Origin of the sequence: Agrococcus jejuensis, assembly GCF_007679035.1 — a bacterium.
In the GTDB taxonomy this organism is placed as follows: domain Bacteria; phylum Actinomycetota; class Actinomycetes; order Actinomycetales; family Microbacteriaceae; genus Agrococcus; species Agrococcus jejuensis_A.
Genome location: NZ_VEFR01000002.1, coordinates 513,744 through 539,203, shown reverse-complemented (window position 1 = coordinate 539,203; position 25,460 = coordinate 513,744). Strand labels below are relative to the sequence as shown.

At 73.3% G+C, this 25,460-nt stretch carries 30 protein-coding genes; 19 read left to right on the top strand and 11 right to left on the bottom strand.

What is annotated here, in order from left to right; translation table 11 throughout:
* Positions 1-21: 21 nt before the first annotated feature.
* Positions 22-615 carry a DUF4232 domain-containing protein gene (locus FS793_RS09320; RefSeq protein ID WP_186329424.1) on the bottom strand — a complete coding sequence of 198 codons (594 nt, stop codon included), beginning with the start codon at positions 613-615 and terminating at the stop codon, positions 22-24.
* Positions 616-783: 168 nt separating this feature from the next.
* On the opposite strand from FS793_RS09320, the gene FS793_RS09315 reads away from it, so the two are divergent.
* Together FS793_RS09315 and FS793_RS09310 are read left to right on the top strand one after the other, a co-directional pair.
* A complete protein-coding gene (locus FS793_RS09315) occupies positions 784-1,236 on the top strand; it encodes an SRPBCC family protein (RefSeq protein WP_186329423.1) in 453 nt (150 codons plus the stop codon).
* A 47-nt stretch (positions 1,237-1,283) separates the two neighbouring features.
* Positions 1,284-1,568, top strand: a complete 285-nt coding sequence (locus tag FS793_RS09310; RefSeq protein WP_144720214.1) for a DUF2277 domain-containing protein — start codon at positions 1,284-1,286, stop codon at positions 1,566-1,568.
* A gap of 37 nt (positions 1,569-1,605) precedes the next feature.
* Here the strand turns inward: FS793_RS09310 and FS793_RS09305 are convergent, their stop codons facing one another.
* From FS793_RS09305 to FS793_RS09295, 3 genes are all read right to left on the bottom strand, one after another.
* Entirely contained in the window at positions 1,606-2,028 is a 423-nt protein-coding gene (locus FS793_RS09305) for a VOC family protein (protein ID WP_144720213.1), read from the bottom strand.
* A gap of 97 nt (positions 2,029-2,125) precedes the next feature.
* Positions 2,126-2,578, bottom strand: a complete 453-nt coding sequence (sufU, locus tag FS793_RS09300) for a Fe-S cluster assembly sulfur transfer protein SufU (RefSeq protein ID WP_144720212.1) — start codon at positions 2,576-2,578, stop codon at positions 2,126-2,128.
* The gene (locus FS793_RS09295) at positions 2,575-3,852 is read right to left on the bottom strand and encodes a SufS family cysteine desulfurase (RefSeq protein WP_186329422.1); all 1,278 of its coding nucleotides are present in this window, start codon (positions 3,850-3,852) and stop codon (positions 2,575-2,577) included. Before FS793_RS09295 ends, sufU begins: the two co-directional genes overlap by 4 nt.
* 150 nt (positions 3,853-4,002) lie before the next feature.
* On the opposite strand from FS793_RS09295, the gene FS793_RS09290 reads away from it, so the two are divergent.
* From FS793_RS09290 to FS793_RS09280, 3 genes are all read left to right on the top strand, one after another.
* Entirely contained in the window at positions 4,003-4,680 is a 678-nt protein-coding gene (locus FS793_RS09290) for a response regulator transcription factor (protein WP_144720211.1), read from the top strand.
* Positions 4,673-6,022: a sensor histidine kinase gene (locus FS793_RS09285; protein ID WP_260980096.1), complete on the top strand. Its 1,350-nt coding sequence runs from the start codon at positions 4,673-4,675 to the stop codon at positions 6,020-6,022. The genes FS793_RS09290 and FS793_RS09285 overlap by 8 nt, the downstream gene beginning before the upstream one ends.
* Positions 6,023-6,279: 257 nt before the next feature.
* A complete protein-coding gene (locus FS793_RS09280; RefSeq protein ID WP_144720210.1) occupies positions 6,280-7,068 on the top strand; it encodes a hypothetical protein in 789 nt (262 codons plus the stop codon).
* A gap of 542 nt (positions 7,069-7,610) precedes the next feature.
* On the opposite strand, the gene FS793_RS09275 is transcribed toward FS793_RS09280, so the two are convergent.
* The 3 genes from FS793_RS09275 to FS793_RS09265 form a co-directional block, all read right to left on the bottom strand.
* On the bottom strand, positions 7,611-8,834 hold the full coding sequence (locus FS793_RS09275) for an alpha-hydroxy acid oxidase (protein WP_144720209.1): 1,224 nt from the start codon (positions 8,832-8,834) through the stop codon (positions 7,611-7,613).
* 149 nt (positions 8,835-8,983) lie between these two features.
* Positions 8,984-9,610 (bottom strand): class I SAM-dependent methyltransferase, encoded by a 627-nt coding sequence (locus FS793_RS09270; RefSeq protein ID WP_144720208.1) that lies wholly within the window; start codon positions 9,608-9,610, stop codon positions 8,984-8,986.
* 2 nt (positions 9,611-9,612) lie between these two features.
* On the bottom strand, positions 9,613-10,371 hold the full coding sequence (locus FS793_RS09265; RefSeq protein ID WP_222123724.1) for an inositol monophosphatase family protein: 759 nt from the start codon (positions 10,369-10,371) through the stop codon (positions 9,613-9,615).
* 48 nt (positions 10,372-10,419) lie between these two features.
* Here FS793_RS09265 and FS793_RS09260 point away from each other — a divergent pair, with 48 nt between their 5' ends.
* The 3 genes from FS793_RS09260 to FS793_RS09250 all read left to right on the top strand — a co-directional run bounded on the left by FS793_RS09260 (position 10,420) and on the right by FS793_RS09250 (position 12,428).
* The gene (locus FS793_RS09260; RefSeq protein WP_144720207.1) at positions 10,420-10,839 is read left to right on the top strand and encodes a hypothetical protein; all 420 of its coding nucleotides are present in this window, start codon (positions 10,420-10,422) and stop codon (positions 10,837-10,839) included.
* An 82-nt stretch (positions 10,840-10,921) separates the two neighbouring features.
* Positions 10,922-11,521, top strand: a complete 600-nt coding sequence (gene wrbA, locus FS793_RS09255) for an NAD(P)H:quinone oxidoreductase (RefSeq protein ID WP_144720206.1) — start codon at positions 10,922-10,924, stop codon at positions 11,519-11,521.
* 40 nt (positions 11,522-11,561) lie between these two features.
* Positions 11,562-12,428 (top strand): hypothetical protein, encoded by an 867-nt coding sequence (locus tag FS793_RS09250; protein ID WP_144720205.1) that lies wholly within the window; start codon positions 11,562-11,564, stop codon positions 12,426-12,428.
* 79 nt (positions 12,429-12,507) lie between these two features.
* Here the strand turns inward: FS793_RS09250 and FS793_RS09245 are convergent, their stop codons facing one another.
* Complete coding sequence (locus FS793_RS09245) at positions 12,508-13,038, bottom strand: hypothetical protein (protein ID WP_144720204.1); 531 nt, start codon at positions 13,036-13,038, stop codon at positions 12,508-12,510.
* On the bottom strand, positions 13,035-13,175 hold the full coding sequence (locus FS793_RS16210) for a hypothetical protein (protein ID WP_186329421.1): 141 nt from the start codon (positions 13,173-13,175) through the stop codon (positions 13,035-13,037). The genes FS793_RS09245 and FS793_RS16210 overlap by 4 nt, the downstream gene beginning before the upstream one ends.
* 168 nt (positions 13,176-13,343) lie before the next feature.
* On the opposite strand from FS793_RS16210, the gene FS793_RS09240 reads away from it, so the two are divergent.
* The 6 genes from FS793_RS09240 to FS793_RS09215 all read left to right on the top strand — a co-directional run bounded on the left by FS793_RS09240 (position 13,344) and on the right by FS793_RS09215 (position 18,796).
* On the top strand, positions 13,344-14,993 hold the full coding sequence (locus FS793_RS09240) for a circularly permuted type 2 ATP-grasp protein (protein WP_144720203.1): 1,650 nt from the start codon (positions 13,344-13,346) through the stop codon (positions 14,991-14,993).
* Positions 14,987-15,916, top strand: coding sequence for an alpha-E domain-containing protein (locus tag FS793_RS09235; protein WP_144720202.1), 930 nt, complete (start codon positions 14,987-14,989; stop codon positions 15,914-15,916). The genes FS793_RS09240 and FS793_RS09235 overlap by 7 nt, the downstream gene beginning before the upstream one ends.
* Positions 15,913-16,758, top strand: coding sequence for a transglutaminase family protein (locus FS793_RS09230; RefSeq protein WP_144720201.1), 846 nt, complete (start codon positions 15,913-15,915; stop codon positions 16,756-16,758). Before FS793_RS09235 ends, FS793_RS09230 begins: the two co-directional genes overlap by 4 nt.
* 100 nt (positions 16,759-16,858) lie before the next feature.
* The gene (locus FS793_RS09225) at positions 16,859-17,446 is read left to right on the top strand and encodes a hypothetical protein (protein ID WP_144720200.1); all 588 of its coding nucleotides are present in this window, start codon (positions 16,859-16,861) and stop codon (positions 17,444-17,446) included.
* A gap of 521 nt (positions 17,447-17,967) precedes the next feature.
* A complete protein-coding gene (locus tag FS793_RS09220; RefSeq protein WP_144720199.1) occupies positions 17,968-18,174 on the top strand; it encodes a hypothetical protein in 207 nt (68 codons plus the stop codon).
* A 178-nt stretch (positions 18,175-18,352) separates the two neighbouring features.
* Positions 18,353-18,796, top strand: coding sequence for a hypothetical protein (locus FS793_RS09215; RefSeq protein ID WP_313959373.1), 444 nt, complete (start codon positions 18,353-18,355; stop codon positions 18,794-18,796).
* A gap of 24 nt (positions 18,797-18,820) precedes the next feature.
* Here FS793_RS09215 and FS793_RS09210 read toward each other — a convergent pair whose 3' ends face one another.
* A complete protein-coding gene (locus FS793_RS09210) occupies positions 18,821-19,687 on the bottom strand; it encodes an FHA domain-containing protein (RefSeq protein ID WP_186329420.1) in 867 nt (288 codons plus the stop codon).
* 9 nt (positions 19,688-19,696) lie between these two features.
* On the bottom strand, positions 19,697-19,963 hold the full coding sequence (locus FS793_RS09205) for a hypothetical protein (RefSeq protein ID WP_144720198.1): 267 nt from the start codon (positions 19,961-19,963) through the stop codon (positions 19,697-19,699).
* A 201-nt stretch (positions 19,964-20,164) separates the two neighbouring features.
* Here FS793_RS09205 and FS793_RS09200 point away from each other — a divergent pair, with 201 nt between their 5' ends.
* The 5 genes from FS793_RS09200 (at position 20,165) to FS793_RS09180 (ending at position 25,436) form a co-directional block, all read left to right on the top strand.
* Positions 20,165-21,457, top strand: coding sequence for an O-acetylhomoserine aminocarboxypropyltransferase/cysteine synthase family protein (locus tag FS793_RS09200; RefSeq protein WP_144720197.1), 1,293 nt, complete (start codon positions 20,165-20,167; stop codon positions 21,455-21,457).
* The gene (locus FS793_RS09195; RefSeq protein WP_144720196.1) at positions 21,454-22,038 is read left to right on the top strand and encodes a CoA-binding protein; all 585 of its coding nucleotides are present in this window, start codon (positions 21,454-21,456) and stop codon (positions 22,036-22,038) included. The genes FS793_RS09200 and FS793_RS09195 overlap by 4 nt, the downstream gene beginning before the upstream one ends.
* A gap of 211 nt (positions 22,039-22,249) precedes the next feature.
* Positions 22,250-23,290 carry an ABC transporter substrate-binding protein gene (locus tag FS793_RS09190; protein WP_144720195.1) on the top strand — a complete coding sequence of 347 codons (1,041 nt, stop codon included), beginning with the start codon at positions 22,250-22,252 and terminating at the stop codon, positions 23,288-23,290.
* 41 nt (positions 23,291-23,331) lie between these two features.
* On the top strand, positions 23,332-24,375 hold the full coding sequence (locus tag FS793_RS09185) for a FecCD family ABC transporter permease (protein ID WP_144720194.1): 1,044 nt from the start codon (positions 23,332-23,334) through the stop codon (positions 24,373-24,375).
* Positions 24,372-25,436, top strand: coding sequence for a FecCD family ABC transporter permease (locus tag FS793_RS09180; protein ID WP_144720193.1), 1,065 nt, complete (start codon positions 24,372-24,374; stop codon positions 25,434-25,436). Before FS793_RS09185 ends, FS793_RS09180 begins: the two co-directional genes overlap by 4 nt.
* Positions 25,437-25,460: the final 24 nt, after the last annotated feature.

Here is a 25,460-nt window from a genome sequence, read left to right as displayed (position 1 = left end):
CGTCGACGAGCGGCGGCGAGGTCAGCCGATCACGGGGTCGATCGTGATCCAGTCGACGTCGCCCGCGCAGGCCGTGAGGCCGTCGACCTGCACGAAGATCGCCTCGGTCGACTCGGGCGGGTAGACGCGCCAGCCGTCGGCGGGCTGCGCCTGGCAGTCGTCGCCGAGCGGACCGCCGCCGCCTGCGACGTCCACCATGCGCAGCGCGGCGCTCGCCGTGGCACCGGGAGCGACGACGACCGGCGCGAAGGTCGCATCCGACCTGGCGGCGGGCTCGCCGATCTGCTCGCCGTCGCCACCGCCCACGGCGGAGACGCCGGGGAAGCCCGCGAGCGTGCACGCCTCGGCGCCGGCGTTCTCGAACGAGAAGGTCACGGTGACCGAGCCGGCGCCCGCGTCGCCCGTCGCGGCCGTGACGCGCAGCGACTCGGCGGCGCAGGGCGCCTCCTCGCCCGCGGTCTCCGGGTCGGCAGGCGAGGGCGACGTCGTGGCCTCGCCGCTCGATGGCGGCGGCGACTGCCCCTCGGTCGGCGCCTGCGACGCCGCACCGCACCCGGTGAGCAGCAGCGCTGCCGCCGTGATCGCGACGGCGATGGAGGTCCTCGTGGTCCGCATGCCTGCCACGCTGCTCCCGCGATCGCTCCGTGTCAACGCCCCCGCGAGCGGCTGGCGTCGATGTCGCTCGGCGTGTCGCCAGGCGGGATGCGGCCCCGCGTGATGCGCCCGGGCCGCGTCGCATGCCGCATGCGGCATCCATCGAGGTCGGGACGAGAGGATGGGTGCGTGGCTCCTGACTTCCGCTTCCGCTCCGTCTGGCGGATCGGGGCCGAGCCCGATGCCGTGCAGGCCGTGCTCACCGACGTCGCCGCCTATCCGCAGTGGTGGCCGAGCGTCGTCGAGGGGCGGCTCGAGGCGTCCGGCGAGCCCGGTCGTCGCGAGGGCTCGCTCGGGATGCGCGGGCCGCTGCCGTACACGCTGCGCGTGCGGCTGACGCAGATGGACGCGCCCGACGGCGTGCTCGCCGCTCGCATCCGTGGCGATCTGCTGGGCTGGTGCTCGTGGCACCTGTCGCCGTCGAGCGACGGCGGCACGTGCGTCGTCTTCCAGCAGCACGTCATCCTGCAGCGTCGCTCGCTGCGGGCGATCGCCCGCGTCGCCACGGGGCGGCTGCGCGCGAACCACGACGCCGTCATGCGGGCGGGCGAGGCCGGCCTGCGGGCGCTGCTCGAGCGCTGACCGCACGCCTCTGGAGTCCGTCGACGGTCGGGCGTACCGTGGCTGGCATGTGCAGGAACATCACGACCCTGCGCGGCCTCGAGCCGGCCGCGAACGACGACGAGGTCGAGGCCGCCGCACGGCAGTACGTGCGCAAGGTCTCGGGCATCACGCATCCCACCGACCGCACGAGCGAGGCGTTCGAGCGCGCGGTCGCCGAGATCGCGCACATCACGCACCACCTGCTCGAGGACCTGCCCGACCGCAGGCAGCCGCCCAAGACGGTGCCGCCGCTGCGTCGACCCGAGGTCCAGGCGCGCATCGCCGCGCGCGAGGCGGCGAAGGCCGGCTGACCTGCGGCCGCCCGCCCTCCGGCAGGCGGCGACGCGGTCAGGCGGGCGCGTTGAGCTCGAGGGCGATGTGGTCGGGGTCGCGGAACTCCAGGATCCAGCCGGCGCCGATGTCCTTGACGCCCTCGTGCGCGATGCCCAGGCGATCGAGCGTCGCGGCGGCCTCGTCGAGGTCGGCACGGGATGCGACGGCGAGGCTGAGGTGGTCGAGCCCGACGCGGTCCTCGTCGTAGCGGTCGGTCGCGGCTGCCACGGGCCGCAGGCCGAGGAGTCCGCCGGCGAACTGGTAGATCACGCCGCCGAACAGGAACGCGAGCTGCTCCTTCGTCTCGGCATCGGCATCCTCGGGCGGCGCCTCGAACGCGACGTCGAAGCCGAACACCTCGTCGTAGAACGCCCGCGACCGCGCGATGTCGGTGACGGTGAGGCGAACATGGGCGAAGTCGGTGACGGGGATCGGCATGGCGTGCTCCTGACGTTGCGGAGCCCCGACGCTAGGCGCAGCCGTGCCGGGGCGCGCGGGGTTGACGCCGCGCGGCCGTCGGAGCGAGCGCGCCGCGTCAGTCGCGCGCGGTGACCTGCCGCAGGGTGTCCTCGAGGGCGACCCACGGCAGCATCGCGCACTTCACGCGCATCGGGAACTTCGCGACGCCCTCGAACGCCGAGGCGTCGCCGAGCAGGTCGAGATCGGCGTCGTCGTGCTCGCCGCGCGTGCGCAGCATGCGGCGCATGGCGTCGACGCGCAGCTGGGCGTCCTCGCGCGTGAGCCCGGGCACGTCCTGCCCCACGATCGACGCGGACGCCTGCGAGATCGAGCAGCCCTGGCCCTCCCAGCCGACCGCGTCGACGTGTGCGCCGTCGATCGCGATGCGCAGGCGGATCTCGTCGCCGCACGTCGGGTTGCGCTCGAACCGCTCGGCGTGGGCCGCATCGGCCGAGAGCGCACCCTCGCCGTGCCGAGCCTTCGCGTGGTCGAGGATGATCTGCTGGTACAGCTCGTCGAGGCCGCTCATCGCCCGACCCCGAAGTAGGCGCGCACGCCGCTGACGGCGTCGAGGAACCGATCGACCTCGGCCTCGGTCGTGTAGAGGTACGTCGAGGCGCGGGTCGTGGCCGCGACGCCGAGGCGGCGGTGCAGCGGCTGCGCGCAGTGGTGGCCGACGCGAGCGGCGACGCCCTGCGCATCGAGCAGCTGGCCGACGTCGTGCGCGTGCACGCCGTCGACGACGATGCTCGCGAGGCCCGCGCGCTCCTGCCCGGGCTGCGGTCCGACGATGCGGATGCCGTCGATCGTCGCGAGCCCGTCGACGAGTCGCTGCCCGAGCGCGTGCTCGTGCGCCGCGATGGCGTCGAGCCCCACCGCGTCGAGGTACTCGGTGGCGGCCGCGAGGCCCACGACCTGCGTGACGGCCTGCGTGCCCGCCTCGAAGCGCTGCGGCGGCGGCATCCACTCGGCGCCCTCGAGGGTCACGGTCGTGATCATCGACCCGCCGGTGCGCGCGGGCGGCAGCGCGAGACCCAGCGCGCGGCGCAGGTACAGCACGCCGACGCCGCCGGGGCCGAGCATCTTGTGCGACGAGAACGCCGCTGCGTCGACGTCGAGCGCGTGGAGGTCGAGCGCTATGTGCGGCGCAGACTGGCACGCATCGAGCACGGTGAGGGCGCCGACGGCGCGTGCGGCGGCGACGACCTCGGCGACGGGGGCGACGAGGCCGGTGACGTTGCCCACGTGGGCGAAGGCGACGACGCGCGTGCGCTCGTCGATCGCTGCGCGGGCGTCGTCGGCCGTCCAGACGCCGTCGTCGTCGACGGGGATGATGCGCAGCGTCGCGCCCGTCGCGGCGGCGAGGTCCTGCCACGGCAGCAGGTTGGCGTGGTGCTCGGCCTCGGTCGTCACGATGACGTCGCCGGGCCCGAGGTCGACGAGCTGCTCGTGGGGGCCGCGCTGCGCTCGCGCGAGCGAGAGGCCGATCATGTTGAGGGCGTCGGTGGCGTTCTGGGTCCAGCTCACCTCGTCGGCGTCGGCGCCGACGAACGCGGCGATGCGCTCGCGCGCCTCCTCGTACGCGACGGTCGCGAGGGCCGCGAGCGTGTGGGCGCCGCGGTGCACGGCGGCGGTGCGCGTCTGCGCGAACACGCGCTCGGCGTCGAGCACGGGCGTGGGGCGCAGCGCGGTCGCGCCCGTGTCGAGGTAGGCGAGCGCGTGCCCCTGCACCTGCTCCGCGAGCTCGGGGAAGTCCGCGCGGATGCGGTCGAGTGCGTCGGGTGCGATCGTCTGGTGCTGCATGCGTCCTCCGTGCCGGGCGGCCCGACGCCCCATCCTCTCGCGTCGGGGTGCATCGGAGCGACTCGCGACGTCATGCCGATCGCGAACGCGGACGCTCGACGGGGCGCGCCGTTCAGCCCCGCGTCAGCGCATCCGCGCCAGGATCGAGCCATGCGGGTGCTGCTGGTCGACGACGAGGTGCGCCTCGCCGACGGCGTGCGTCGCGGGCTCGAGGCCGAGGGCATGACGGTCGACGTCGCGCACGACGGCGTCGACGGCCTGTGGCGGGCGCGCGAGTTCGCGTACGACGTCGTGCTGCTCGACGTCATGATGCCCGGCATGTCGGGCTATCGCGTCTGCCAGACGATGCGCGCGGAGGGCATCTGGACGCCCGTGCTCTTCCTCACCGCCAAGGACGGCGAGTGGGACGAGGTCGAGGGCCTCGACACCGGCGGCGACGACTGGCTCACGAAGCCCTTCTCGTTCCCCGTGCTCGTCGCACGGATACGCGCGCTCGTGCGTCGCGGCGGCCGCGAGCGCCCCGTGGTGCTCGAGGCCGGCGACCTGCGTCTCGACCCCGCGGCCCGCACCGTGCATCGCGGCGACACCGAGGTCGAGCTCACCGCTCGCGAGCTCGCCGTGCTCGAGCTGCTGCTGCGCCGCAAGGGCGAGGCGGTCACGAAGACGCAGGTGCTCGACGACGTGTGGAGCGAGGACTTCGACGGCGACCCGAACATCGTCGAGGTCTACGTCGGACGCATCCGCCGCAAGGTCGACCGGCCGTTCGGTCGCGACGCGATCCAGACGGTGCGCGGCGCCGGCTATCGGCTGGCGGCCGACGGTGGCTGACGCCGCCGACCCCGTCGCGCCCGCACCGGCTCCCGAGCGCAGGCGGCGAGCATCCATCCGCGTGCGCATCACGGCTGCGGCCGTCGCGGTCGTCGCCGTCGCGTTCGGCATCGGCGCCGTCGCGATGACGTGGACGCTCGAGCAGCAGCTGCGCGCGTCGGTCGCCGAGCAGCTCTCCGACGAGCTCACGGCGCTCGCGGAGGGCGTGGATGCGGGCACGATCCAGACCGCCGCGCTCGTGGCCCGTGACGACGACGTGCTCGTGGCGCTGCGCGCGCCCGCGGGCGTCACGGTGAACGCAGCCGACGCGGCGCTGCTGCCGACCCCGCCGACGTCGGCGCCGACCGAGGCACGGGTCGGCGACGAGCACTTCGTCGTCGTCGCCGCCGAGACCACGCAGGGCACGATCGTCGTCGCTCGGTCGCTGCAGGAGGCCGACGACGCCGTGCGCACCGCGGCCGTGCTGCTCGCCGTCGCGGTGCCGCTCGCGCTCGTGCTCATCGGCACCGTCGTGTGGATCGTCGTCGGCCGCGCGCTCGCGCCGGTCGACCGCATCCGCGCGCGCGTCGACGCCATCGACGCCACCGCCCTCGACCGACGCGTGCCGACGACGGGGTCGGGCGACGAGGTCGACCGGCTCGCAGCGACGATGAATCGCATGCTCGGCCGCGTCGACGACGGCGTGCGAGCGAGGCAGCGCTTCGTGTCGGACGCCTCGCACGAGCTGCGCTCGCCGCTCGCGACCATGCGGCAGTTCGCCGAGCTGTCGAAGGCGCATCCCGACGCGACGTCGCCGGGCGAGCTCGCCGACGTCGTGCTGGGCGAGGGCGAGCGGATGCACGGGATCGTCGAGGGTCTGCTGCTGCTCGCCCGCCTCGACGAGCACGGCTCGGCGGCCCGGAAGGCCGTCGACCTCGACGACCTCGCGCACGCCGAGGTCGCGCGCGTGCGCGCCCTCGGGCGCACGGTCGACGGCGCGACGATCCGCGTCGCGCCCGTCGCGGGGGATGCGCGTCTGCTGGGGCGCGCCCTGCGCAACCTCGTCGACAACGGCATGCGGCACGCCTCGAGTCGCATCGCCCTCGGCTCGGTGGTGCGCGACGGCCGCGCGATGGTGTGGGTCGACGACGACGGCTCGGGCGTCGCGGCGTCGGAGCGAGAGCGCGTGTTCGAGCGCTTCGTGCGGCTCGACGAGGCGCGAGCGCGCGACGACGGCGGGTCGGGCCTCGGCCTCGCGATCGTGCGCGAGGTCGCCCGCGCCCATGGCGGCGACGCCTGGATCGCCGAGTCCCCGCTCGGCGGCGCGCGCTTCGTGCTCGAGCTGCCGGCCGCGCACGACTGACCTCGCCTCCCCCAGCTGGTCGAGGAGGCCCCGAGCGCAGCGAGGAGCCGTCACGAGACCCGAGTCATCGCGAATGCGGCGATCCGCGGAGCCGTTCGCAGGGTCACCGGGTCTCGTGACGCGTGCTCGCCCATGGGCTCGCGCGCTCCTCGACCAGCTGGCGAGGGGCTGGTATCGCCGTCGAGCCGCCGCATCCCTGAATCCGCGTTCAGCATCGTTCAACTGCGCGTCAGCACCCGACCAGCACAGTGGGACCCATGAACGAGCAGACGCCCCGCGACCCGCAGCAGCCGGTCGGCACGAACGACCCCACGCCGCAGCACCCGGTGGCCCAGCCCACCGACGCCCAGGCGACCACCACGCAGCAGCCCATCGCGAACCCCGCAGGCGCCGACGCGTCGCCGAGGCGCGGCCGCGGCATCCTCAAGCCAGTGCTCATCGGTGCCGGTGCCGCCGTCGCGGTGCTCGCCGTCGCGGGCATCGGCCTGTCGGTCGCCGACGCGCTCGACGACGACCAGCCCCAGACGCAGCCGGGCGTCACGGCCCCCATGACGTCGGGCTCGCCCACGCAGGGCTCCGACGACGGCAACGGCGGCGGATCCGACGACGGCGGCTCGAGCACCATGGCGCCCACGAACCCCGACCAGCTCGCCTCGGCGTCGTCGTACGTCGACGCGATCGAGACGGCGATCGCCGCCGCCGGTGGCGAGGGCGCGACGCAGGTCGAGATCGAGCGCGATGGCTGGAAGGTCGACGTGCGTCTCGCCGACGGCACCGAGGTCGAGGTGCGTGTCTACGCCGACGGCCGCGAGGCGCTCGTGCAGCAGGACGACGACGACCGCTCGAGCGATCGACTCATCGACACGTCGCGCGTCTCGGACATCGTGGATGCCGCGATCGCCGCCGCAGGTGGCGGCACGGTCCAGTCGATCGAGACCGAGGATGGCGACAGCCACGCGTTCGAGGTGCAGGTCGACCTCGGTGGCGACCAGGACGTCGACGTCGAGCTCGCCGAGGACCTGGCGGTCGTGTCGGTCGACGACTGATCCACGCATCCCGCGCACGAGGGCCCGCGACCATCCGGTCGCGGGCCCTCCTGCGTGCGCACGCCGCCTTCGCCCCTCCCCGAAGCTGGTCGAGGAGCGCGCGAGCCCCTGGGCGAGCACTCGTCACGAGATCACGCGACCGCTGCTCCTGACAGGCATGCGCATGGTCGCGCCGAGCGGGCATGTCGCGTGGTCTCGTGACGGCTCCTCGCTGCGCTCGGGGCCTCCTCGACCAGCTGGAAGGACGGTGTCCCCGAACCGTGGGCGGCGAGGATCGGGCGGGAGGGGCGGCTCCCCTGCAGCTGGTCGAGGAGCGCGCGAGCCCGAAGGGCGAGCACGCGTCACGAGATCACGCGACCGCTGCTCCTGACAGGCATGCGCATGGTCGCGCCGAGCGAGCACGTCGCGAGGTCTCGTGACGGCTCCTCGCCTGCGGCTCGGGGCCTCCTCGACCAGCTGGAAGGACGGCGGCTCCCCACCAGCTGGTCGAGGAGCGCGCGAGCGCAGCGAGCACGCGTCACGAGACCACGCGACCGCCGCTCCTACCGCCGCGGCACGAGGCGTTCGAGCTGGGTGACGTGCTGGGGGCCGAGCTCCTCGAGGGTGCCGACGCCGAGGAGGCGCATGGTGCGGGCGATCTCGTCGGTGAGGATGGCGAGGGCGCGGTTGACGCCGGCCTGTCCGCCGGCCATGAGGCCGTAGAGGTAGGCGCGGCCGATCATGGTGGAGCGGGCGCCGAGGGCGATGGCGGCGACGATGTCGGTGCCGGACATGATGCCGGTGTCGAGGTGGACCTCGAGGTCGCCGCCGACCTCCTTCGCGACCTCCGGAAGCAGGAGGAAGGGAACGGGGGCGCGGTCGAGCTGGCGGCCGCCGTGGTTGGAGAGGGTGATGGCGTCGACGCCGAGGTCGGCGAGGCGCTTGGCGTCGGCGAGGGACTGGACGCCCTTGACGACGATCGGCCCATCCCACGCGGCGCGGACCTCGGCGAGGGCGTCGTAGTCGACGGAGGGGTCGAACATGGTGTCGAGCAGCTCGGCGACGGTGCCGTCCCATTCGGAGATCGCGGCGAACTCGATGGGTGCGCCGGTGAGGAACGACCACCACCAGTCGACCTTGGGGGCGGCGTCGAGCATCGCCGTGGGGGTGAGCTTGGGCGGGAAGGCCATGCCGTTGCGCTTGTCGCGGTGGCGGGCGCCGGCGACGGGGGTGTCGACGGTGATGTGGAGGGCGTCGTAGCCGGCGGCCTTCGCGCGGTGGACGAGCTCGATCGAGCGCGAGCGGTCCTTCATCATGTAGAGCTGCATCCACAGGCGCCCGTTGGGGGATGCGGCGCGGGTGTCCTCGATCGACGTGGTGCCGAGGGTGGAGAGGGTGAAGGGGATGCCGTATGCGGCGGCCGCGCGGGAGCCTGCGGTCTCGCCGGCGGTGTGCATGAGGCGGGTGAAGCCCGTGGGTGCGATCGCGAACGGATGCGCGGAGCGCTTGCCGAGCACGTCCCAGCCGGTCGAGACCTTGGTGACGTCCTCGAGCACCGTGGGGTGCAGCTCGATGTCCTGGAACGCCTGGCGGGCGCGGGCGATGCCGATCTCGTCCTCGGCGGCGCCGTCGGTGTAGTCGAACGGCCCCTTCGGGGTGCGGGCCTTCGCGATGCGCCGCAGGTCCCAGATGTTCGACGCTTTCGACAGGCGCGTCCGGGCGGGGTTCGTGAGCATCGACAGGTCGACCATCGACGCGATGGTGGCGAGCGGGGACTGGCGGGCCATCGGGCTCCTCCTGGGGTCGGACGACGGCGTCGACGAGGCGCTGGCGCTGCTCGCCGAGGCCTTCGATGCCGATCTCCATCATGTCGCCCGCACGCAGGTACGGGAACCGGCCCGACAGGGCGACCTTCGTCGCCGTGCCGCCGCCGATGTCAGCGCAGTCGGCGTCGCGCCAGCACGGCCGCCTGCGGCATGCGCTCGCGACCCTCGGGCTCGCGGTCGAGCGTGGCCTCCACGTCGAGGCCCGCGCCCTCCAGCGCCGCGGCGAGCGCGGCGGCGTCGTACGCCCACGCCGTCAGCGTCGCGTCCGTGCCGTACGCGCCGGCGATCGTGCGCATCCCCTCGCCCGACTGGGCCGCGACCAGCACGACGCCGCCGGGATGCACGATGCGCGCGAGCTCGGCCGCGGCGGCGTCGAGCTCTGCCGGCGGCACGTGGATGAGCGAGTACCAGGCGAGCACCTCCGCGGCGGATGCCGTGGGCGCGGGGATCGCGGTGGCGGTGCCGACCGCGAAGTCGGCGTCGGGCTGCGCGGCGCGAGCGATGGCGAGCATCGCCGGCGACGGATCGATGCCGAGCACCGGCAGGCCGCGGGCGCCGAGCCAGCGCGCGACGCGGCCGGTGCCGCAGCCGACGTCGACGACGGATCCGCCCTCCTCCGCCGCGGCATCCGCGAACGCCTCGAGCATCGCGAGGTCGCGCGGGTGCTCGGCGTCGAGGCCCGGCAGCAGTCGGTCGTACGCGTCGGCGACGGCGTCGTACGCGGCGGCCTCGGGCATCGTCAGCTCGCGAGCAGCAGGGCGAGCAGCTCGCCGACCGCCTGGCGGTTGCCGGCGACGTGCCAGCGGTGGCCGCGGTGCTCGACGACCTCGGTGCGGCCCCCGGCCGCGTCGACGAGCGCCTTGCCCGGCAGCCAGTCCCACTCGGCCGTCGAGTGCTGCGCCCACACGCCCACGCGCCCGCCGGCGACGCCCGCGAGGTCGCACGAGCCCGACCCGAGCACGCGCAGCGTGGCTGCGCCGGCGACGATCGCGTGCCACGGCTCCGCGACGTCGGGGTCGTCGAGCGTCGTCGGGTGCACGTAGGTGGCGAGGCTCACCTCGGCGAGCGGGCGATCGACGAGGGGTGCCACGGGCGTGCCGTCCAACGTGGTCGGCAGGTCGCGGCCACCGACCCACGTCTCGCCCGTGACGGGCTGGTGCACGGCGCCCACGACCACGCCGTCGGCGTCGTCGAGCGCGAGGGCGCTGCACCAGTACGCGAGGCCGGAGAGGAAGTTGTAGGTGCCGTCGACGGGGTCGATGACCCAGCGGCGCCCGGTCGTGCCCTCGGCGGCCGCTCCCTCCTCGCCGAGCACGCCGTCGTCGGGACGCTCGGCCGCGAGCGCCGCTCCCACGAGCTCCTCGGCGGCTCGGTCGGCCGCCGTGACGACGTCCGAGATCGACGTCTTGAACTCGGTCTCGAGCCCCTCGGCGCGCATGCGGGCTGCGAGAGCTCCCGCGTCGGTCACGAGGCGGACGGCCAGGGATGCGTCGGTCACCCCGCCAGCCTAGGAGGGCGTCGGGCGCCGCGCCCGTACGATCACGCCATGACGGGTCTCGTGCGCTTCCAGAGCGCGGCGCCCAACCGGCACGGGCGCCATCCTGGCGTCTTCGCGCTCGCGAACGGCCTGCGCGACGCCGGCATGCTGTCGCACGACGACGTCGCATGGCTGCGCGAGGCGAACGTGCGCGCCACCGCCGCGTACGTCGACCCGACGACCGTCGCGCCCGACTGCTACGACCCCGTGCTGCATCCGGGCGCCCGCGCGTGGTTCCGCGCGTCCGCCCTGCACCTGCTGCTCCTGTGCGAGCCCTACCTCGCGCTGCTCGACCGGCATGGCGTGGCGTGGATGGAGGTGCGCACGGCGACGCCGGGGCGCATCACCTACGAGGACGACGTGCAGGTGATCGCCGTGCCGCACGCCTATCCCGACGACTGGCCGTTCGCGCCGCACCCGGCACCCTGACGCGCCCCGGCGGCGCGCGCAAGGCGTCGACGCGACGCCGCGCGTCTGCGCACCCTGGGGGTCGCTACGAAGGGAGCGTCCCATGAAGGTCGCCGTCATCTACTACTCGTCCACCGGCACGAACCACGCCCTCGCCGAGGCGGTCGCAGCCGGCGCCGAGGAGGCGGGCGCCGAGGTCCGCATCCGCCGCGTCGCCGAGCTCGCGCCCGATGCGGCGATCGACTCGAACCCGCAGTGGCGACGCCACGTCGACGAGGTCGCGCCGAGCGTCGAGGAGGCCACGCTGGCCGACCTCGAGTGGGCCGACGCCTACGCCTTCGGCACGCCGACGCGCTTCGGGCTGCCGGCGGCGCAGCTGAAGCAGTTCATCGACTCCGCGTCGAAGCAGTGGGGCGAGGGCGTGATGGCGGGCAAGGCCGTGACGAGCTGGACGAGCGCGATGAACGCGCACGGCGGCATCGAGTCGACGATCCTCGCGCTCAACAACGTCTTCTACCACTGGGGCTGCGTGATCGTGCCGCCCGGCTACACCGACGACCTGCTGTACGCGGCAGGCGGCAACCCCTACGGCACGGGCCACGCGACGGGCGCCGACGGGGCGCCGCCGAGCGCCGAGGTGCTCGCCGCAGCCCGCTACCAGGGGCGGCGGCTCGCGGAGATCGGCGCGCGCCTGGTCGACTGAGCCGAGCGGGGACGCGGCCGGAGCCCATAGCCTGGCGAGGATGAGCGAGCACCTGAACCTCGGCCCCGCCCCGCGTCCCACCACGGGCGCCGACCTGCTGGCGCGCATGCGCACGGCAGCACTCGCCGACGCCCCCGAGCGGCTGCGGCTGCAGGTCGAGGCGGCGTTCTCGCACGCGTCCGCCGAGGTCGAGGGTGCCGACGTGACCCTCGACCTCGACGCGACGGGGCTGTCGTTCGACGGCCTCTTCGGCGACGACTCGGGTGCCTCCGACCTCGTGCCGACGCGCGACGCCGAGGTGCGCGAGACGGATCGCGGGCAGCTGCGCTCGCTGACGGTGCGCGCGCATCCGATGCACGTCGAGGGCGTGCCCGTCGACGTCGGCATCACGCTCGAGGGCATCGCGATCCGCTGGGTCGAGGTCGTCGCAGACGGCACCGTCGGCATCGACGCCGCCGGGCAGGACCCCGCGAGCCCCGTGCGCGGGCACGTGCGCATCGAGGCGCCGCAGGCCGAGACGGTGGATGCGGTGCGCCGCGTCGCCGAGGCAGCGCTCGCCGAGCAGGGGGTCACGCTCGCGGACCTCGACGTGCAGCTGACGTCGGAGGGTCCGCGCACCGTGCGTGCCGAGGGCACGGCCCGCATCAAGAAGGGCTTCCTCGGAGCCCCGGCGAGCGCCACCGCGACGCTGCGCATCGACGACGCCCTGCAGGTGCACGTCGAGGACCTGCGCATCACGTCGTCGAACGTCATCGTCGCCGGGCTGCTCGCCGCCGTGCGCGGCAAGGTCGAGGAGCGCACGAAGCAGCCCATCGACCTCGCCGCGCAGCTGCCGGCGGGCGTGCGCGTGACCGACGTGACCCTGACAGCGGGCGAGCGGTTCGGCGTCGAGGCGCACCTGGGCTGACGCGCATCGAATCCGCACATGAGGGAGGCCTCAGGTGCAGGATGCACTCCAGCAGGCGCTCACGTGCAGGTTCGATGGCTCATCGCAGGGCGGTGAGCCACGTCTCGCGCTCGCGATCGGCGCGCTCGAGCACGCCGTGGCGCACGTGCACGCGTCCAGGGCAGGGGATCGCGAGCAGGTCGCCGGGGTGCAGGTCGGCCGCGAGCCGCGGCACGGCGAGCACGCGGCCCTCGCGCACGATCGGCTGCGGGATCCGGCGCGCGGTCGACGCGCGGCCGAGCAGTCGCGCCTCGTGCCAGACGAGCCCGGTCGTGCCGGGGTCGACGTCGAGCACCACGCCCGTGCCCGCGCCGTGCGGCACGCTCGCGACGACCATCGTCACGACCACCGCGGTCGTCGCATCTGCACAGGGCACGCCGCCCGTGCCCGGCAGCACGGCGGCGCCCGCATGCACGCACGGTGTGCCGGTGACGGCGGCGACGGCGCGCAGCGAGAGCCCGCCGACGAGCACGTCGTCGACGCGCGCCCGCGTCTCCTCCGGCCACGCGTCGATCGCGAGGGGATCGGGCAGCGTGCGGCGCAGGCTCGGCAGCTGGTCGGTGAGCGTCATCGTGCGGCCTGCATGCGCAGCTGCGTGCCGAGGCGTCGGATGCGGATGCGGCTCCCGGTCGCGGGGATGAGCACGGTGAAGGATGCGTCGGGCGAGGGGTCGTCGGTCCGTTCGACGGGCTCCGATGTCGAGTGCATGCCGACGAGCCTGCGCGCTCGCGCGCGACGACGGGCCGATCCTCGCGATCTCCTCGCGGTCGCCGGGCGCATCCCCACGCGCTCCCGACGCCCCGCGCGCGGATAGCAAATGCGCGGCGCCGTCGCACCGTCACGAGTCGGAAACACGCGCGCCCGTAGGATCGCGACATGGGCGACCTGTTCGAGGACTACGACAAGCCCTTCGCGAATCCGCCGAAGCGCCAAGGCACGCCGTGGGACGAGATGTTCGACGCATCCGGCACCCCCCGCGCGCCCTACCGCGACGTGCACGCGTCGCTGAGCGAGATGACGCAGGCCGAGCTGCGAGGGAGGGCCGACGCGCTCGCGCGCTCGTACCTGGCGCAGGGCGTGACGTTCGACTTCGCGGGCGAGGAGCGGCCGTTCCCGTTGGATGCGGTGCCGCGCGTGATCACGAGCGAGGACTGGGCGCACGTCGAGTCGGGCGTGAGGCAGCGCGTGCTCGCGCTCGAGGCGTTCCTCGCCGACATGTACGGCCCGCAGCGCGCCGTCGAGGACGGCATCATCCCCGCGGCGCTCATCTCGTCGTCGACGCACTTCCACCGCCAGGCGGCCGGCGTCGTGGGCGCGAACGGCGTGCGCATCCACGTGTCGGGCATCGACCTCATCCGCGACCAGGACGGCGAGTGGCGCGTGCTCGAGGACAACGTGCGCGTGCCCTCGGGCGTCTCGTACGTGATCTCGAACCGTCGCGTGATCGCGCAGACGCTGCCCGAGATGTTCTCGTCGATGCGCGTGCGCCCCGTGGGCGACTACCCCGACAAGCTGCTGCAGGCGCTGCGCCTGAGCGCGCCGGCGGGCGTCGACGACCCGACGGTCGTCGTGCTCACCCCCGGCGTCTACAACTCCGCGTACTTCGAGCACACGCTGCTCGCTCGGCTCATGGGCGTCGAGCTCGTCGAGGGGCGCGACCTCTTCACGAGCGGCGGCCGCGTCTACATGCGCACGACCGAGGGGCCGCAGCGCGTCGACGTCATCTACCGCCGCGTCGACGACGACTTCCTCGACCCGCTGCAGTTCCGACCCGACTCCATGCTCGGCAGCCCGGGCCTCATGCTCGCGGCGCGCCTCGGCAACGTCACGATCGCCAACGCCGTCGGCAACGGCATCGCCGACGACAAGCTCGTCTACACGTACGTGCCCGACCTCATCCGCTACTACCTCAACGAGGAGCCGATCCTCAAGAACGTCGACACGTGGCGGCTCGAGGACGAGGGCGCGCTCGACGAGGTGCTCGGCCGACTGCACGAGCTCGTCGTGAAGCCCGTCGACGGCTCGGGCGGCAAGGGGCTCGTCGTGGGTCCGGATGCGACCGAGGAGCAGCTCGACGAGCTGCGCCAGCGGCTCATCGCCGACCCGCGCGGATGGATCGCGCAGCCCGTCGTGCAGCTGTCGACCATCCCGACGCTCGTCGAGGACGGCATGCGTCCGCGCCACGTCGACCTGCGCCCCTTCGCGGTGCACGACGGCCACGACGTGTGGGTGCTGCCCGGCGGCCTCACCCGCGTGGCGCTGCCCGAGGGCCAGCTCGTCGTGAACTCGTCGCAGGGCGGCGGGTCGAAGGACACCTGGGTGCTGGGCGACCCGCGCGAGCCGGCGCCGCTCGACGACGTCGAGGCGGAGTTCGGCGGATCGGGCGAGCCGATGACGCGACCCATCTCGATCATCGCCGGCCACGAGCATCCGCAGGATCAGAGCCCGCAGGATGCCGGCACGAATCGCCAGGCCGAGCAGCAGCAGCAAGCGCAGCGCGCGACGGAGGGGGACGCAGCATGCTGAGCCGCATCGCCGAGAGCCTCTTCTGGATCGGCCGCTACATCGAGCGCGCCGACGGCACCGCCCGCATCCTCGACGTCTACCTGCAGCTGCTGCTCGAGGACACGTTCGTCGACGAGGACACCGCATGCCGCGCCCTGCTGGGCGTCATGGGCAGCGACGCCCCGCCCGAGCGCACGCTGCGCCGCGGCGACGTCATCACGTCGCTCGCGATCGACCGGATGGACACCGCCTCCATCGCCTACTCGGTGAACGCCGCGCGCGAGAACGCCCGCCGCGCCCGCGAGATCATCTCGACCGAGCTGTGGGAGGTGCTCAACACGACGCACACCGGCATGCCGAGGCGGGTGTCGGGCGAGAAGGTGCACGAGCTGTTCGGATGGGTGCGCGAGCGTGCCGCGCTCGCGACCGGCATCGCCGACTCGACCGCGAGCCGCGACGACGCGTGGTCGTTCCTCACGCTCGGCCGCTCGCTCGAGCGCGCCGACATGACCGCCCGCCTGCTCGCCACCCGAGCGCTCACGGAGGACGCGAGCCCGTCGTGGACCGCCATCCTGCGCTCGGTCGGCGCCTACGAGGCGTACCTGCGCACGTATCGCGGCGTGCCGTCGTCGACGAACGCCGCCGAGTTCCTCATGCTCGACCGCCTGTTCCCACGGTCGATCCTCTTCAGCGTGCGTCGGGCCGAGCAGTGCCTGCGCGACATCGAGCCGCGCCACGAGCGCGTCGGCTACGGCGACTCGGCGCAGCGGATGCTTGGCCAGGTGCGCGCCGAGCTCGAGTTCCGACCGATCGGGGAGATCATCGCCGACCTCGCGAGCGTCATGGACCAGGTGCAGACGGCGACGACGACCGTGTCGCAGGCGGTGCGGGAACGGTACTTCCCGACGCACAACCTGCCCGCGTGGGTGGGGGAGCGAGCATGAGCCGCATCCGCATCCGGCACACGACCGGCTACCGCTACAAGGCGCCCGCCGTGGCGTCGTACAACGAGGCGCGCATGCTGCCGTCGACGAGCGACGGCCAGTTCGTCATCTACTCGAACCTCGACGTGCGGCCGTCGACGTCCGTGAACACGTACGAGGACTACTGGGGCAACAAGGTCACGTCGTTCGACGTGCTCTCGCCGCACACCGAGCTGCAGCTCACGGCCACGAGCCTCGTCGAGGTGCGGCCGCGCCTCACGGGCGGGCACGACATCACGTGGGAGGCGCTCGCGAAGGTCGCCCGCCGCGTGACGACGTACGTGGAGCAGCTGGGCCAGACCGATCGGACGCGACCGCTCGACGACCTCGTCGCGACGGCGCGTCGGTTCGTCGAGGAGACGGAGACGCCCGGCGAGGCCGCCGCGGCGATCGCGCGCTACGTCGGCGAGGAGATGCAGTACATGTCGGGCGTGACGCACGTGCACACGAACGCGCACGAGGCGTGGGCGAAGCGCAAGGGCGTCTGCCAGGACATCGCGCACGTGACGATCGGCGCGCTGCGCGCCGTCGGCATCCCCGCCAGGTACGTCTCGGGCTACCTGCACCCGCGGCCGAACGCGCAGATCGGCGAGACCGTCGTGGGCGAGAGCCACGCGTGGGTCGAGTGGTTCACGGGCGACTGGACGGCGTGGGATCCGACGAACCTCATCGACATCGGCGAGCGGCACGTGAAGGTCGGCTACGGCCGCGACTACGCGGACGTCGCTCCGCTGCGCGGCGTGTACGCCGGCGCAGGCGGGTCGGAGCTGTTCGTGACGGTCGAGATCACGAAGGAGTCGTAGGGGTCGGCGCCGCACGGGTGCATGCTCGCGTCCGACGTCGTGCAGACGCGATGACGCCTGCGCACAGCACCTGCACACCGGCGCTGGCTACCGTGCCCGCATGACCGTGCTGCGCGAGCCTCGACCCAGGCTGCCCAGACGCGTGCTGCTCGCGGCCCTGCTCGCAGGCGCGGTCGGCGGCGCGATGCTCGGTGCGGGCCTGTCGCTCTCGAACCTCGTGGTCGTGGCGCTCGCCGTCGCGACGCTCGTCGGCGCCGGCACCGGTCTGCTCTCGATCATGTGGGGACCGCCGGGCGACGTGCTCGACGACGAGGCGCTCGTCGAGCTCGCGGTGCCCCTCGCGACGGCAGGCGGCGCGGGCGCCGTCGTGGGCGCGGCGTCGTTCGTGGCGCTCTGGCTGCTGCTGCGTCGACGGGTGCCGGCGCCCGGCGCGGTCGTGGGGCTGTCGTCGGCGACCGTCGCGGTCGCGATGCTCGTGCTGGGCACCGTCACGACGGCGGCGTTCGTCCCCGCCCTCACGCTGATCGGGGGCCCGCCGGCGGTGCCGCAGGCCGTGACCCTCGCGGTGCTGCTGGGTCTCGTCGGCGCGCCGCTCGGAGCGCTCGCGACGTGGTGGATGACGTGGCTGCTGCGCGCACGTCGCATCGCCACGACCGCGCAGGCGGAACCGGCGTCCCCGATCGCCTGATCTCGACCGCATTCGAGGATCTCGACGAGAATTCCGCGATTCGAGTTGCGCGAGCGCAATTCGTGTGGATATGCTCGCTCTCGTCCACGGCACACGCCGCAATCCCGTCGAGAGAGGAGCTGCCATGTTCATGACCACCACGTGCACCGGCCCGGCCCTCGTCTCCGGGATCCGCTAGCACCGCGGACACGTCGGCACCGCCGGCCACGCGCGCATCCGCCGCGTCGCCGCTCGTGCATCGCCGCCAACGCAGCGCCCGCACCCCTGCATCCGAGCCTCGGCATCGTCCGTCGCCCGGATGCGATCGGGTGGAGCACGCGTCGGCGTGACCGCGACACGACAGCACACCGAGCCCCACGGCTCGGCCCTCATCTCGCATTCGCGAATGCGCACCCATCGCGCGACTCCTTTTCCGCGCGGATGCATTCTGCGTGCAATTCCGCACGCATTCCATCTCGCATTCGCGAATGCGCTCGCACCTGCATTCGGCGTGCCCGCGCGCCTCATCCGAAGGACCCCCCATGTCGACCATCTCCCAGCCCCTGCGGCTCGCAGCCGCGAGGCCTGCGACTCCCGCCCGGCGTGCGCTGCTCGCGCTCGCCGAGGCGCTCGCACGCATCGCCCTGCACCGTCCCGACCGCCGGTCGGCCGAGCTCCGCGACGCGGCCGATGCGCGCCGCGAGCGCGACGCCCTCCGCCTGCTGGCCCTCACGCCGCCCCTGCGGTGACGGCCAGCCGAGCGGGCCCGGCCCGCGCGTCCACCGATCCACGAGGGGTCGCCCATCACGGGCGACCCCTCGTGCGTGCGCGGCGGGCGTACGCTCACCGCATGACCGGGGTGCGCGACGAAGGTGTCGGCGACCCCGCGAGCACTCGCATCCGCATCCAGGAGGACAGGACCGCATCGTGAGCACGAAGACCGGATTCACCGACGAGGAGCGCGCGGCGATGCAGCAGCGCGCCGAGGAGCTGCGCTCGACGAAGGGCCTCAAGGGCGCTGCGAGGCTCGCGAAGGAGCTCGAGGCGTGCGGCGCGGCCGTGGAGGCGCTCGAGGGCGTCGACGGCGAGGTCGCGACGATGCTGCACCGCATCGTGGGCGAGGTCGCCCCCGACCTCAACCCGAAGACGTTCTACGGCTTCCCCGCGTACGCGAACGACGAGGGCAAGGTCGTCGTCTTCTACCAGCCGGCGTCGAAGTTCAAGACCCGCTACGGCACGGTGAGCTTCGACGAGCACGCGTCGCTCGACGACGGCGTCATGTGGGGCGTCTCGTTCGCCGTCATCGAGGTGAACGCCGACGTCGAGGCGCGCGTGCGCGACCTCGTGGCGAAGGCGGTCGCTCGCAGCTGAACGACCGCCGTCGCGTCGAGACGCCTAGCCGGCCGTCTGCGGACCGGGATCGACCTCGGGCCGCGCGACGTGCCGCGGCGGCTGCGGGCGTTGGATGGCGAGCTCGCCCCCCTGCCTGCCGCCGTAGGGCCGACCGTGATCGGCCCACTCCTCGCGCACGTACGCGAGCCGCCACGCACCCAGCTCGATGCGTGCACCGGTGCGCAGCACGCGCGGCGCGGCCTCGCCGTCGCGGGACGCGGCGCCACCGCCGATGGGCCCGTGCGCGACGAGCACGTACTCGTCGTCGCCGCGATGCACCACCTCGGCGTGCAGGGGCTCGAGTCCGGGCAGCCGCAGGTCGACGTCGGCACCCGAGCCGATGCGCGTGCGCTCGGGCAGCAGGTCGAACTCGTACGGCACCGCGTCGTCCCACGAGCCCGTGCCGACGGCGAAGACGAGGCGAGGACGACCCGCGCCAGGGCTCGCGTGCGTCGTGGTGGGCCGCCGACGGATGCGGCGCCCGAGCGTAGGCGCGATCGGCAGCATCGTCGTGGGCGGCACCGGGATGGTCGCCGACGAGCGCGCGCCGCGCCGGACCCGCGCGAGCGCGGTCGGCGAGCCGACCCGCACGTGCTGGGAACCCGAGACGAGGCGCTGCAGCACGTTCGCGCCGACGTCGCCGAGGGCGACGAGCGTGCCGTCGGGCCCGTCGACACGCACCGAGACCCCCTGCCTGGCGAGGTCGTCGGCGAACGGGCCGAGGTCGTGCAGCGTGCGCCGCCCGCCCATCGGCAGTCGCGAGGCGTCGTCGACCGTCACCACGATCTCGGTGCCGGCGGCCGTCACCGTGGCCCCGAAGCCGTCGTCGCCCTGCTGCTCGATCGACAGGTCGATGTCGAAGCGGATCATCGCCCGGGCTCAGTCCGCGCGGTGCGAGCCCGACGCGTCGTCGCTCGTCGTCACCCGCAGCGTGCCATGCACCCGCCAGGTCGCGCGCGGCGAGTCGGGCCCGATGTCGCGCGGCACCTCGATGAGCATGTCGTCGAACGTGTAGTTGACGACGGCGTTGCGGCCCGTGAGGTACGACCACATCTCGCGCCCGAGGTCGGTCCAGTCGGCGATCGTGGCGCCCTCCGGACCCGTGTTCGAGCCGAAGGGCTCGTGCGTCTGCGATGCGTCGGTCATGATGTCCGCCTCTCCGTCGTGCGACTGCTGTCGTTCGCATCCTCCGGTGGCTTCGGACGGGCGGGAAGGGCTGGACATCCGGCCTCCGATGCGCTGGCGCGCAGAGCGGGGTCATGCCCCGCCTACCGCGCCCGCCCGCACGCGTGACGCCGCGTGACGGGAGCGACCGTCGCAGCGCCCGCCACCGCCTAGCCTGAGTGCATGGCCGATCGCGAGTACGGATTCCGTACGCGCGCGATCCACGCAGGCAACATCCCCGATGCCGTGCACGGATCCCGCGCGCTCCCCATCCACCAGTCCACCGCGTTCGTCTTCGACGACACCGCCGACGCCGCAGCGCGCTTCGCCCTGCAGAAGTACGGCAACATCTACTCGCGCGTCTCGAACCCGACGGTCGCGTCGTTCGAGGAGCGCATCGCGAGCCTCGAGGGCGGCCTCGGCGCCGTCGCGACGGCCTCGGGCCTCGGCGCCGAGTTCCTCGTGTTCGCTGCGCTCGCGGGCGCGGGCGACCACATCGTCGCCTCGTCGAGCCTGTACGGCGGCACCGTGACGCAGCTCGACGTCACGCTGCGCCGCTTCGGCGTCGAGACCACGTTCGTCGCGGGCTCCGACCCGGCCGACTACGCGGCCGCGATCACGGACCGCACGAGGCTCGTCTTCGTCGAGACCGTCGCGAACCCGTCGGGCGAGGTCGCCGACCTCGAGGGCCTCGCCGACGTCGCGCACGCCGCGGGCATCCCGCTGGTCGTCGACGCCACCATCGCCACCCCGTACCTCAACCGCCCCATCGAGTGGGGCGCCGACATCGTCACGCACTCGGCGACGAAGTTCCTCGGCGGCCACGGCACGACCCTCGGCGGCGTCGTCGTGGAGTCGGGCCGCTTCCCGTGGGACAACGGCCGCTTCCCGCTGCTCGACGAGCCCGTGCCGCACTACGGCGGGCTCACGTGGAACGGCAACTTCGGCGAGTACGCCTTCCTCACGCGTCTGCGCGGCGAGCAGCTGCGCGACATCGGCCCCGTGCTCTCGGCGCAGTCGGCGTTCCAGCTCGCGCAGGGCGTCGAGACGCTGCCGCTGCGGATGCAGTCCCACGTCGACAACGCCCGCGTCGTCGCCGAGTGGCTCGAGCAGGATGCGCGCATCGAGCAGGTGTCATGGGCGGGCCTCCCGTCGCATCCGCACCACGAGCGCGCGGCGAAGTACCTGCCGAAGGGCCCGGGCTCGGTCTTCTCGTTCGACGTCAAGGGCGGCCGCGCCGTCGGCCAGCGCCTCATCGAGTCGGTGAACCTCGCGAGCCACGTCGCGAACATCGGCGACACGAAGACGCTCATCATCCATCCCGGATCCACGACGCATGCGCAGCTCTCCGAGCAGCAGCTGGTGGATGCGGGCGTCGGTCCCGGCCTCGTGCGCATCTCGGTGGGCCTCGAGGACGTCGACGACATCATCCACGACCTCGACCAGGCGCTCGCCGCCGCGACGGAGGAGCGATGACCGACACGACCGCGCAGCCCGACACGGAGCTCGTCACGCTGCAGAACGGCCTCACCTGCTCGATCCCGGCGTCGTCGCCGCTCGCGCGCCTGCTGAAGAGCCAGCGCACGTGGGTCGGGCCGGATGCGAAGGAGCGCCTCGCGATCCTGCGCGCCGCGAAGACGGTCGCGATCGTCGGAGCCTCGCCGAACGTCACGCGCTCGTCGTACTTCGTGGGCACGTACCTGCAGCAGTCGAGCGACTTCGAGCTGTGGTTCGTGAACCCGAACGCGACCGAGATCCTCGGCCAGCCCGTCTACCCCGACCTGCAGTCGCTGCCGGGCGTGCCCGACGTCGTCGTGGTGTTCCGCAAGGCGTCGGACATCCCCTCGGTCGTCGACGAGGTCGTCGCGATCGGCGCGAAGACCATCTGGGTGCAACTGGGCATCTGGAACGAGCAGGCGGCGTACGACGCGGAGGCCAAGGGGCTGACGGTCGTGATGGACCGTTGCATCAAGGTCGAGCACGCGCGCTTCCACGGCGGCCTGCACCTGCTGGGCTTCGACACGGGGCAGATCACCTCGCGCCGCACGCTGCGCTGACGCGACCCGTCCGCGGCGTCCTGCGACGCGAGCGCTCGCCCGCAGCCGGTCGACTGCCGTCGGCGGCGGCGTCCTCGATCGTCGGTCGACGGTGCGTGCACCCCGGTCGTCGTCATGGTGCGCGCTCGGCGGCCGCGACCCCGTCGACGCTGGCAGCATCACCTCCAAGTAAGTGTAGCCTTACCTTGCCAATCACTGAATGGAGCCCTCGATGCGCCTGTCCCGTCCCGCCGCAGCCACGTTCGCCGGCCTGTCGGCGCTCGCCCTCGCCGCCTGCGCCAGCAGCGGCGACGACGCCGCGCAGGAGTCCGGCTCGTCGAACGCCTCCTCGGCATCGTTCCCCGTGGTGATCGAGCACGCCTTCGGCGAGACGACGATCGAGGCCGCGCCCGAGCGCGTCGCCACCGTCGGCTGGAGCAACCAGGAGGTGGCACTCGCGTTCGACATCGTCCCCGTCGTCATGGAGGAGGCCACGTGGGGTGACGACGACGGCGACGGCGTGCTGCCGTGGGTCGAGGCGAAGCTCGAGGACCTCGGCGCCGAGACGCCCGCGCTCTACGACGGCACCGACGGCATCGACTTCGAGGCGATCGCCGACGCCGACCCCGACGTGATCCTCTCGGCCTACTCGGGCCTGTCGGAGGACGACTACGCGACGCTCAGCGAGATCGCCCCCGTCGTGGCGTTCCCCGGCGTCGCGTGGGGCACGTCGTGGCAGGACACGATCCTGATGGATGGCGCGGGCCTGGGCTTCGAGGCGGAGGCCGAGGAGCTGGTCGCCGAGGAGGAGGCCGCGATCACCGAGGCCGTCGCCGGCTACGAGCACCTCGGCGCAGGCCAGGGTGCTGCGTTCGCGTTCTTCGACGTCACCGACCTCTCGAGCGTCGGCTTCTACTCGACGGCCGACCCGCGCACGGCGTTCCTGAGCGAGTTCGCTGGGTTCGAGGTGCCGCAGGCCGTCGCCGATCCCGGCACCGACGAGTTCTACTTCTCGGTGAGCGCAGAGGCCGTCGACACCCTCAGCGACCTCGACGTCATCGTCACCTACGGCACGGGCGAGGAGCTCGCCGCGCTGCAGGCCGACCCGCTGCTCTCGCGCATCCCGGCGATCGCGAGCGGCGCGGTCGTGTTCCTCGACGTCGACACCGACCCGAGCACGACCGCCGCAGCGAACCCGAGCCCGCTCGCCATCGACCACCTCATCGAGCACTACCTGCCGCTGCTCGACGAGGCCGCGGCGACGGCCTCCTGATCGCCTGACGCCTCGATGACGACCCTCGGTCGTCGCGCAGCATGACCAGCACCACCACCGCACCCGCACCGGGCATCGACCGTCGTCGACGCCCGGTGCGGGTGCGTCTGCTCGTCGCCCTGGGCCTGCTGCTCGCCCTCGCCCTCGCTGCGATCGCCTCGGTGACCTTCGGCGTGCTCGACGTCGGATGGGACGACATCGTGGCGGGCGTGCTCGGTCAGCAGGACACGACGGCGCAGGCCGCCGTCGTCAAGCGCATGCCCCGCACCGTGCTGGCGATCGTCGTCGGTGCCGCGCTGGGCGTGGCCGGCGCCGTCATGCAGGGCGTCACCCGCAACCCGCTCGCCGACCCCGAGATCCTCGGCGTCAACGCGGGGGCGTCGCTCGCGGTGGTCATCGGCATCGTCGCCGTGGGCATGTCGACCGACGGCGCGTACATCTGGACCGCGATGCTCGGCGCATCCGTCGCCGCGGTCTTCGTCTACGCGGTCGGATCGCTCGGCCGTGGCGGCGCGACGCCGCTCAAGCTGGCGCTGGCGGGCGCTGCGACGTCCGTCGCCCTCACATCGCTCGTGGGCGCCGTGCTGCTGCCGCGCGTCGACGCCATGGAGGAGTTCCGCCACTGGTCGATCGGCGGCGTCGGCGGCGGCTCGTGGGACAAGATCGCCCTGATCGGGCCGTTCCTGCTCGTCGGCCTGCTCGTCTCCTGGGCCTCGGCGCGAGCGCTCAACTCGCTCGCCCTCGGCGACGAGCTCGCGCGCGGCCTCGGCGAGCACGTGCTGCGCGCTCGCATCGTCGCAGCGCTCGGCGGCGTCATCCTCTGCGGCGCGTCGACCGCGATCGCCGGCCCCATCGGCTTCGTCGGCCTCGTCGTGCCGCACGTCGTGCGGCTGCTCTCGGGCGTCGACCACCGCTGGCTCGTACCGCTGTCGGCGATCGGCGGCGCGGTGCTGCTCACCGCCGCCGACGTCGTCGGACGGCTCGTCGGCGGCACGGAGGAGATCCAGGTCGGCATCGTCACGTCGATCGTCGGGGCCCCGTTCTTCATCTGGATCGTCCGCAGGCAGAAGGTGCGCGAGCTGTGACCACGACCTGCATCGACGCCGCGACCGGCGCGCCGTCGCCCACCCTGCTCGCCGTCGCCGCCGGCCGCCGCAGACGCGCTCGTCGTCGGCTGCTCGTGCACGTGCTGCTCGCGCTCGCCGTGCTCGCGACGTTCTGGATCTCGCTCACGGTCGGCCGCACGACCTACTCGAGCCTCGACGTCGTCCGCGTGCTCCTCGGGCAGGACGGCGAGGGCACGTTCACGATCGGCACGCTGCGCATCCCGCGCGCGACGACCGGCGTCGTCGTCGGCTTCGCCTTCGGCCTCGCCGGCTCGACCTTCCAGACGATGCTGCGCAATCCGCTCGCGAGCCCCGACATCATCGGCATCGGCTCCGGTGCGAGCGCCGCCGCGGTCATCGGCATCCTCGTGCTGGGGCTCGAGCCGACGGCGGTCTCGGTGCTCGCGACGGTCGCCGCCCTCGCGACCGCGCTGCTCGTGTACCTGCTGGCCTATCGGGGCGGCGGCGTCGCCAACACCCGGCTCATCCTCGTCGGCATCGGGCTCTCCGCGATGCTCGGCAGCGTCGTGTCGTACGTGCTGAGCGGCGCGGCGGCCTGGGACATGCAGGTGGCGATGCGCTGGCTGACGGGCAACCTCAACGGAGCGACCGTGGATCGCCTGCTGCCCGTCGTGATCGCGACGGTCGTGCTCGCGCCCGTGCTGCTGTGGCTGCTCCGCGACCTCGAGATCATGCGGCTGGGCGAGCAGACGGCGGCAGCGCTCGGCGTGCCCGTGGAGCTCCGCCGCATCTCCCTCATCGTCGTCGCCGTCATGCTCATGGCCTTCGCCACGGCCGCTGCGGGTCCCATCGCGTTCGTGGCGTTCCTCTCCGGGCCGATCGCGAGCCGCATCCTCGGGCCCGTCGGATCCCCGGTGCTCGCCTCCGGGCTGTTCGGCGCGCTGCTCGTGCTCGTCGCCGACCTGTTCGCGCAGTACGCGCTCGGCACGAAGTTCCCCGTCGGCGTGATCACGGGTGCGCTCGGCGCCCCGTTCCTCATCGCCCTGCTCGTCCGCACCAACCGTGGAGGCTCCGCGTGAGCATCATCGAGACCGTCCTGCGCC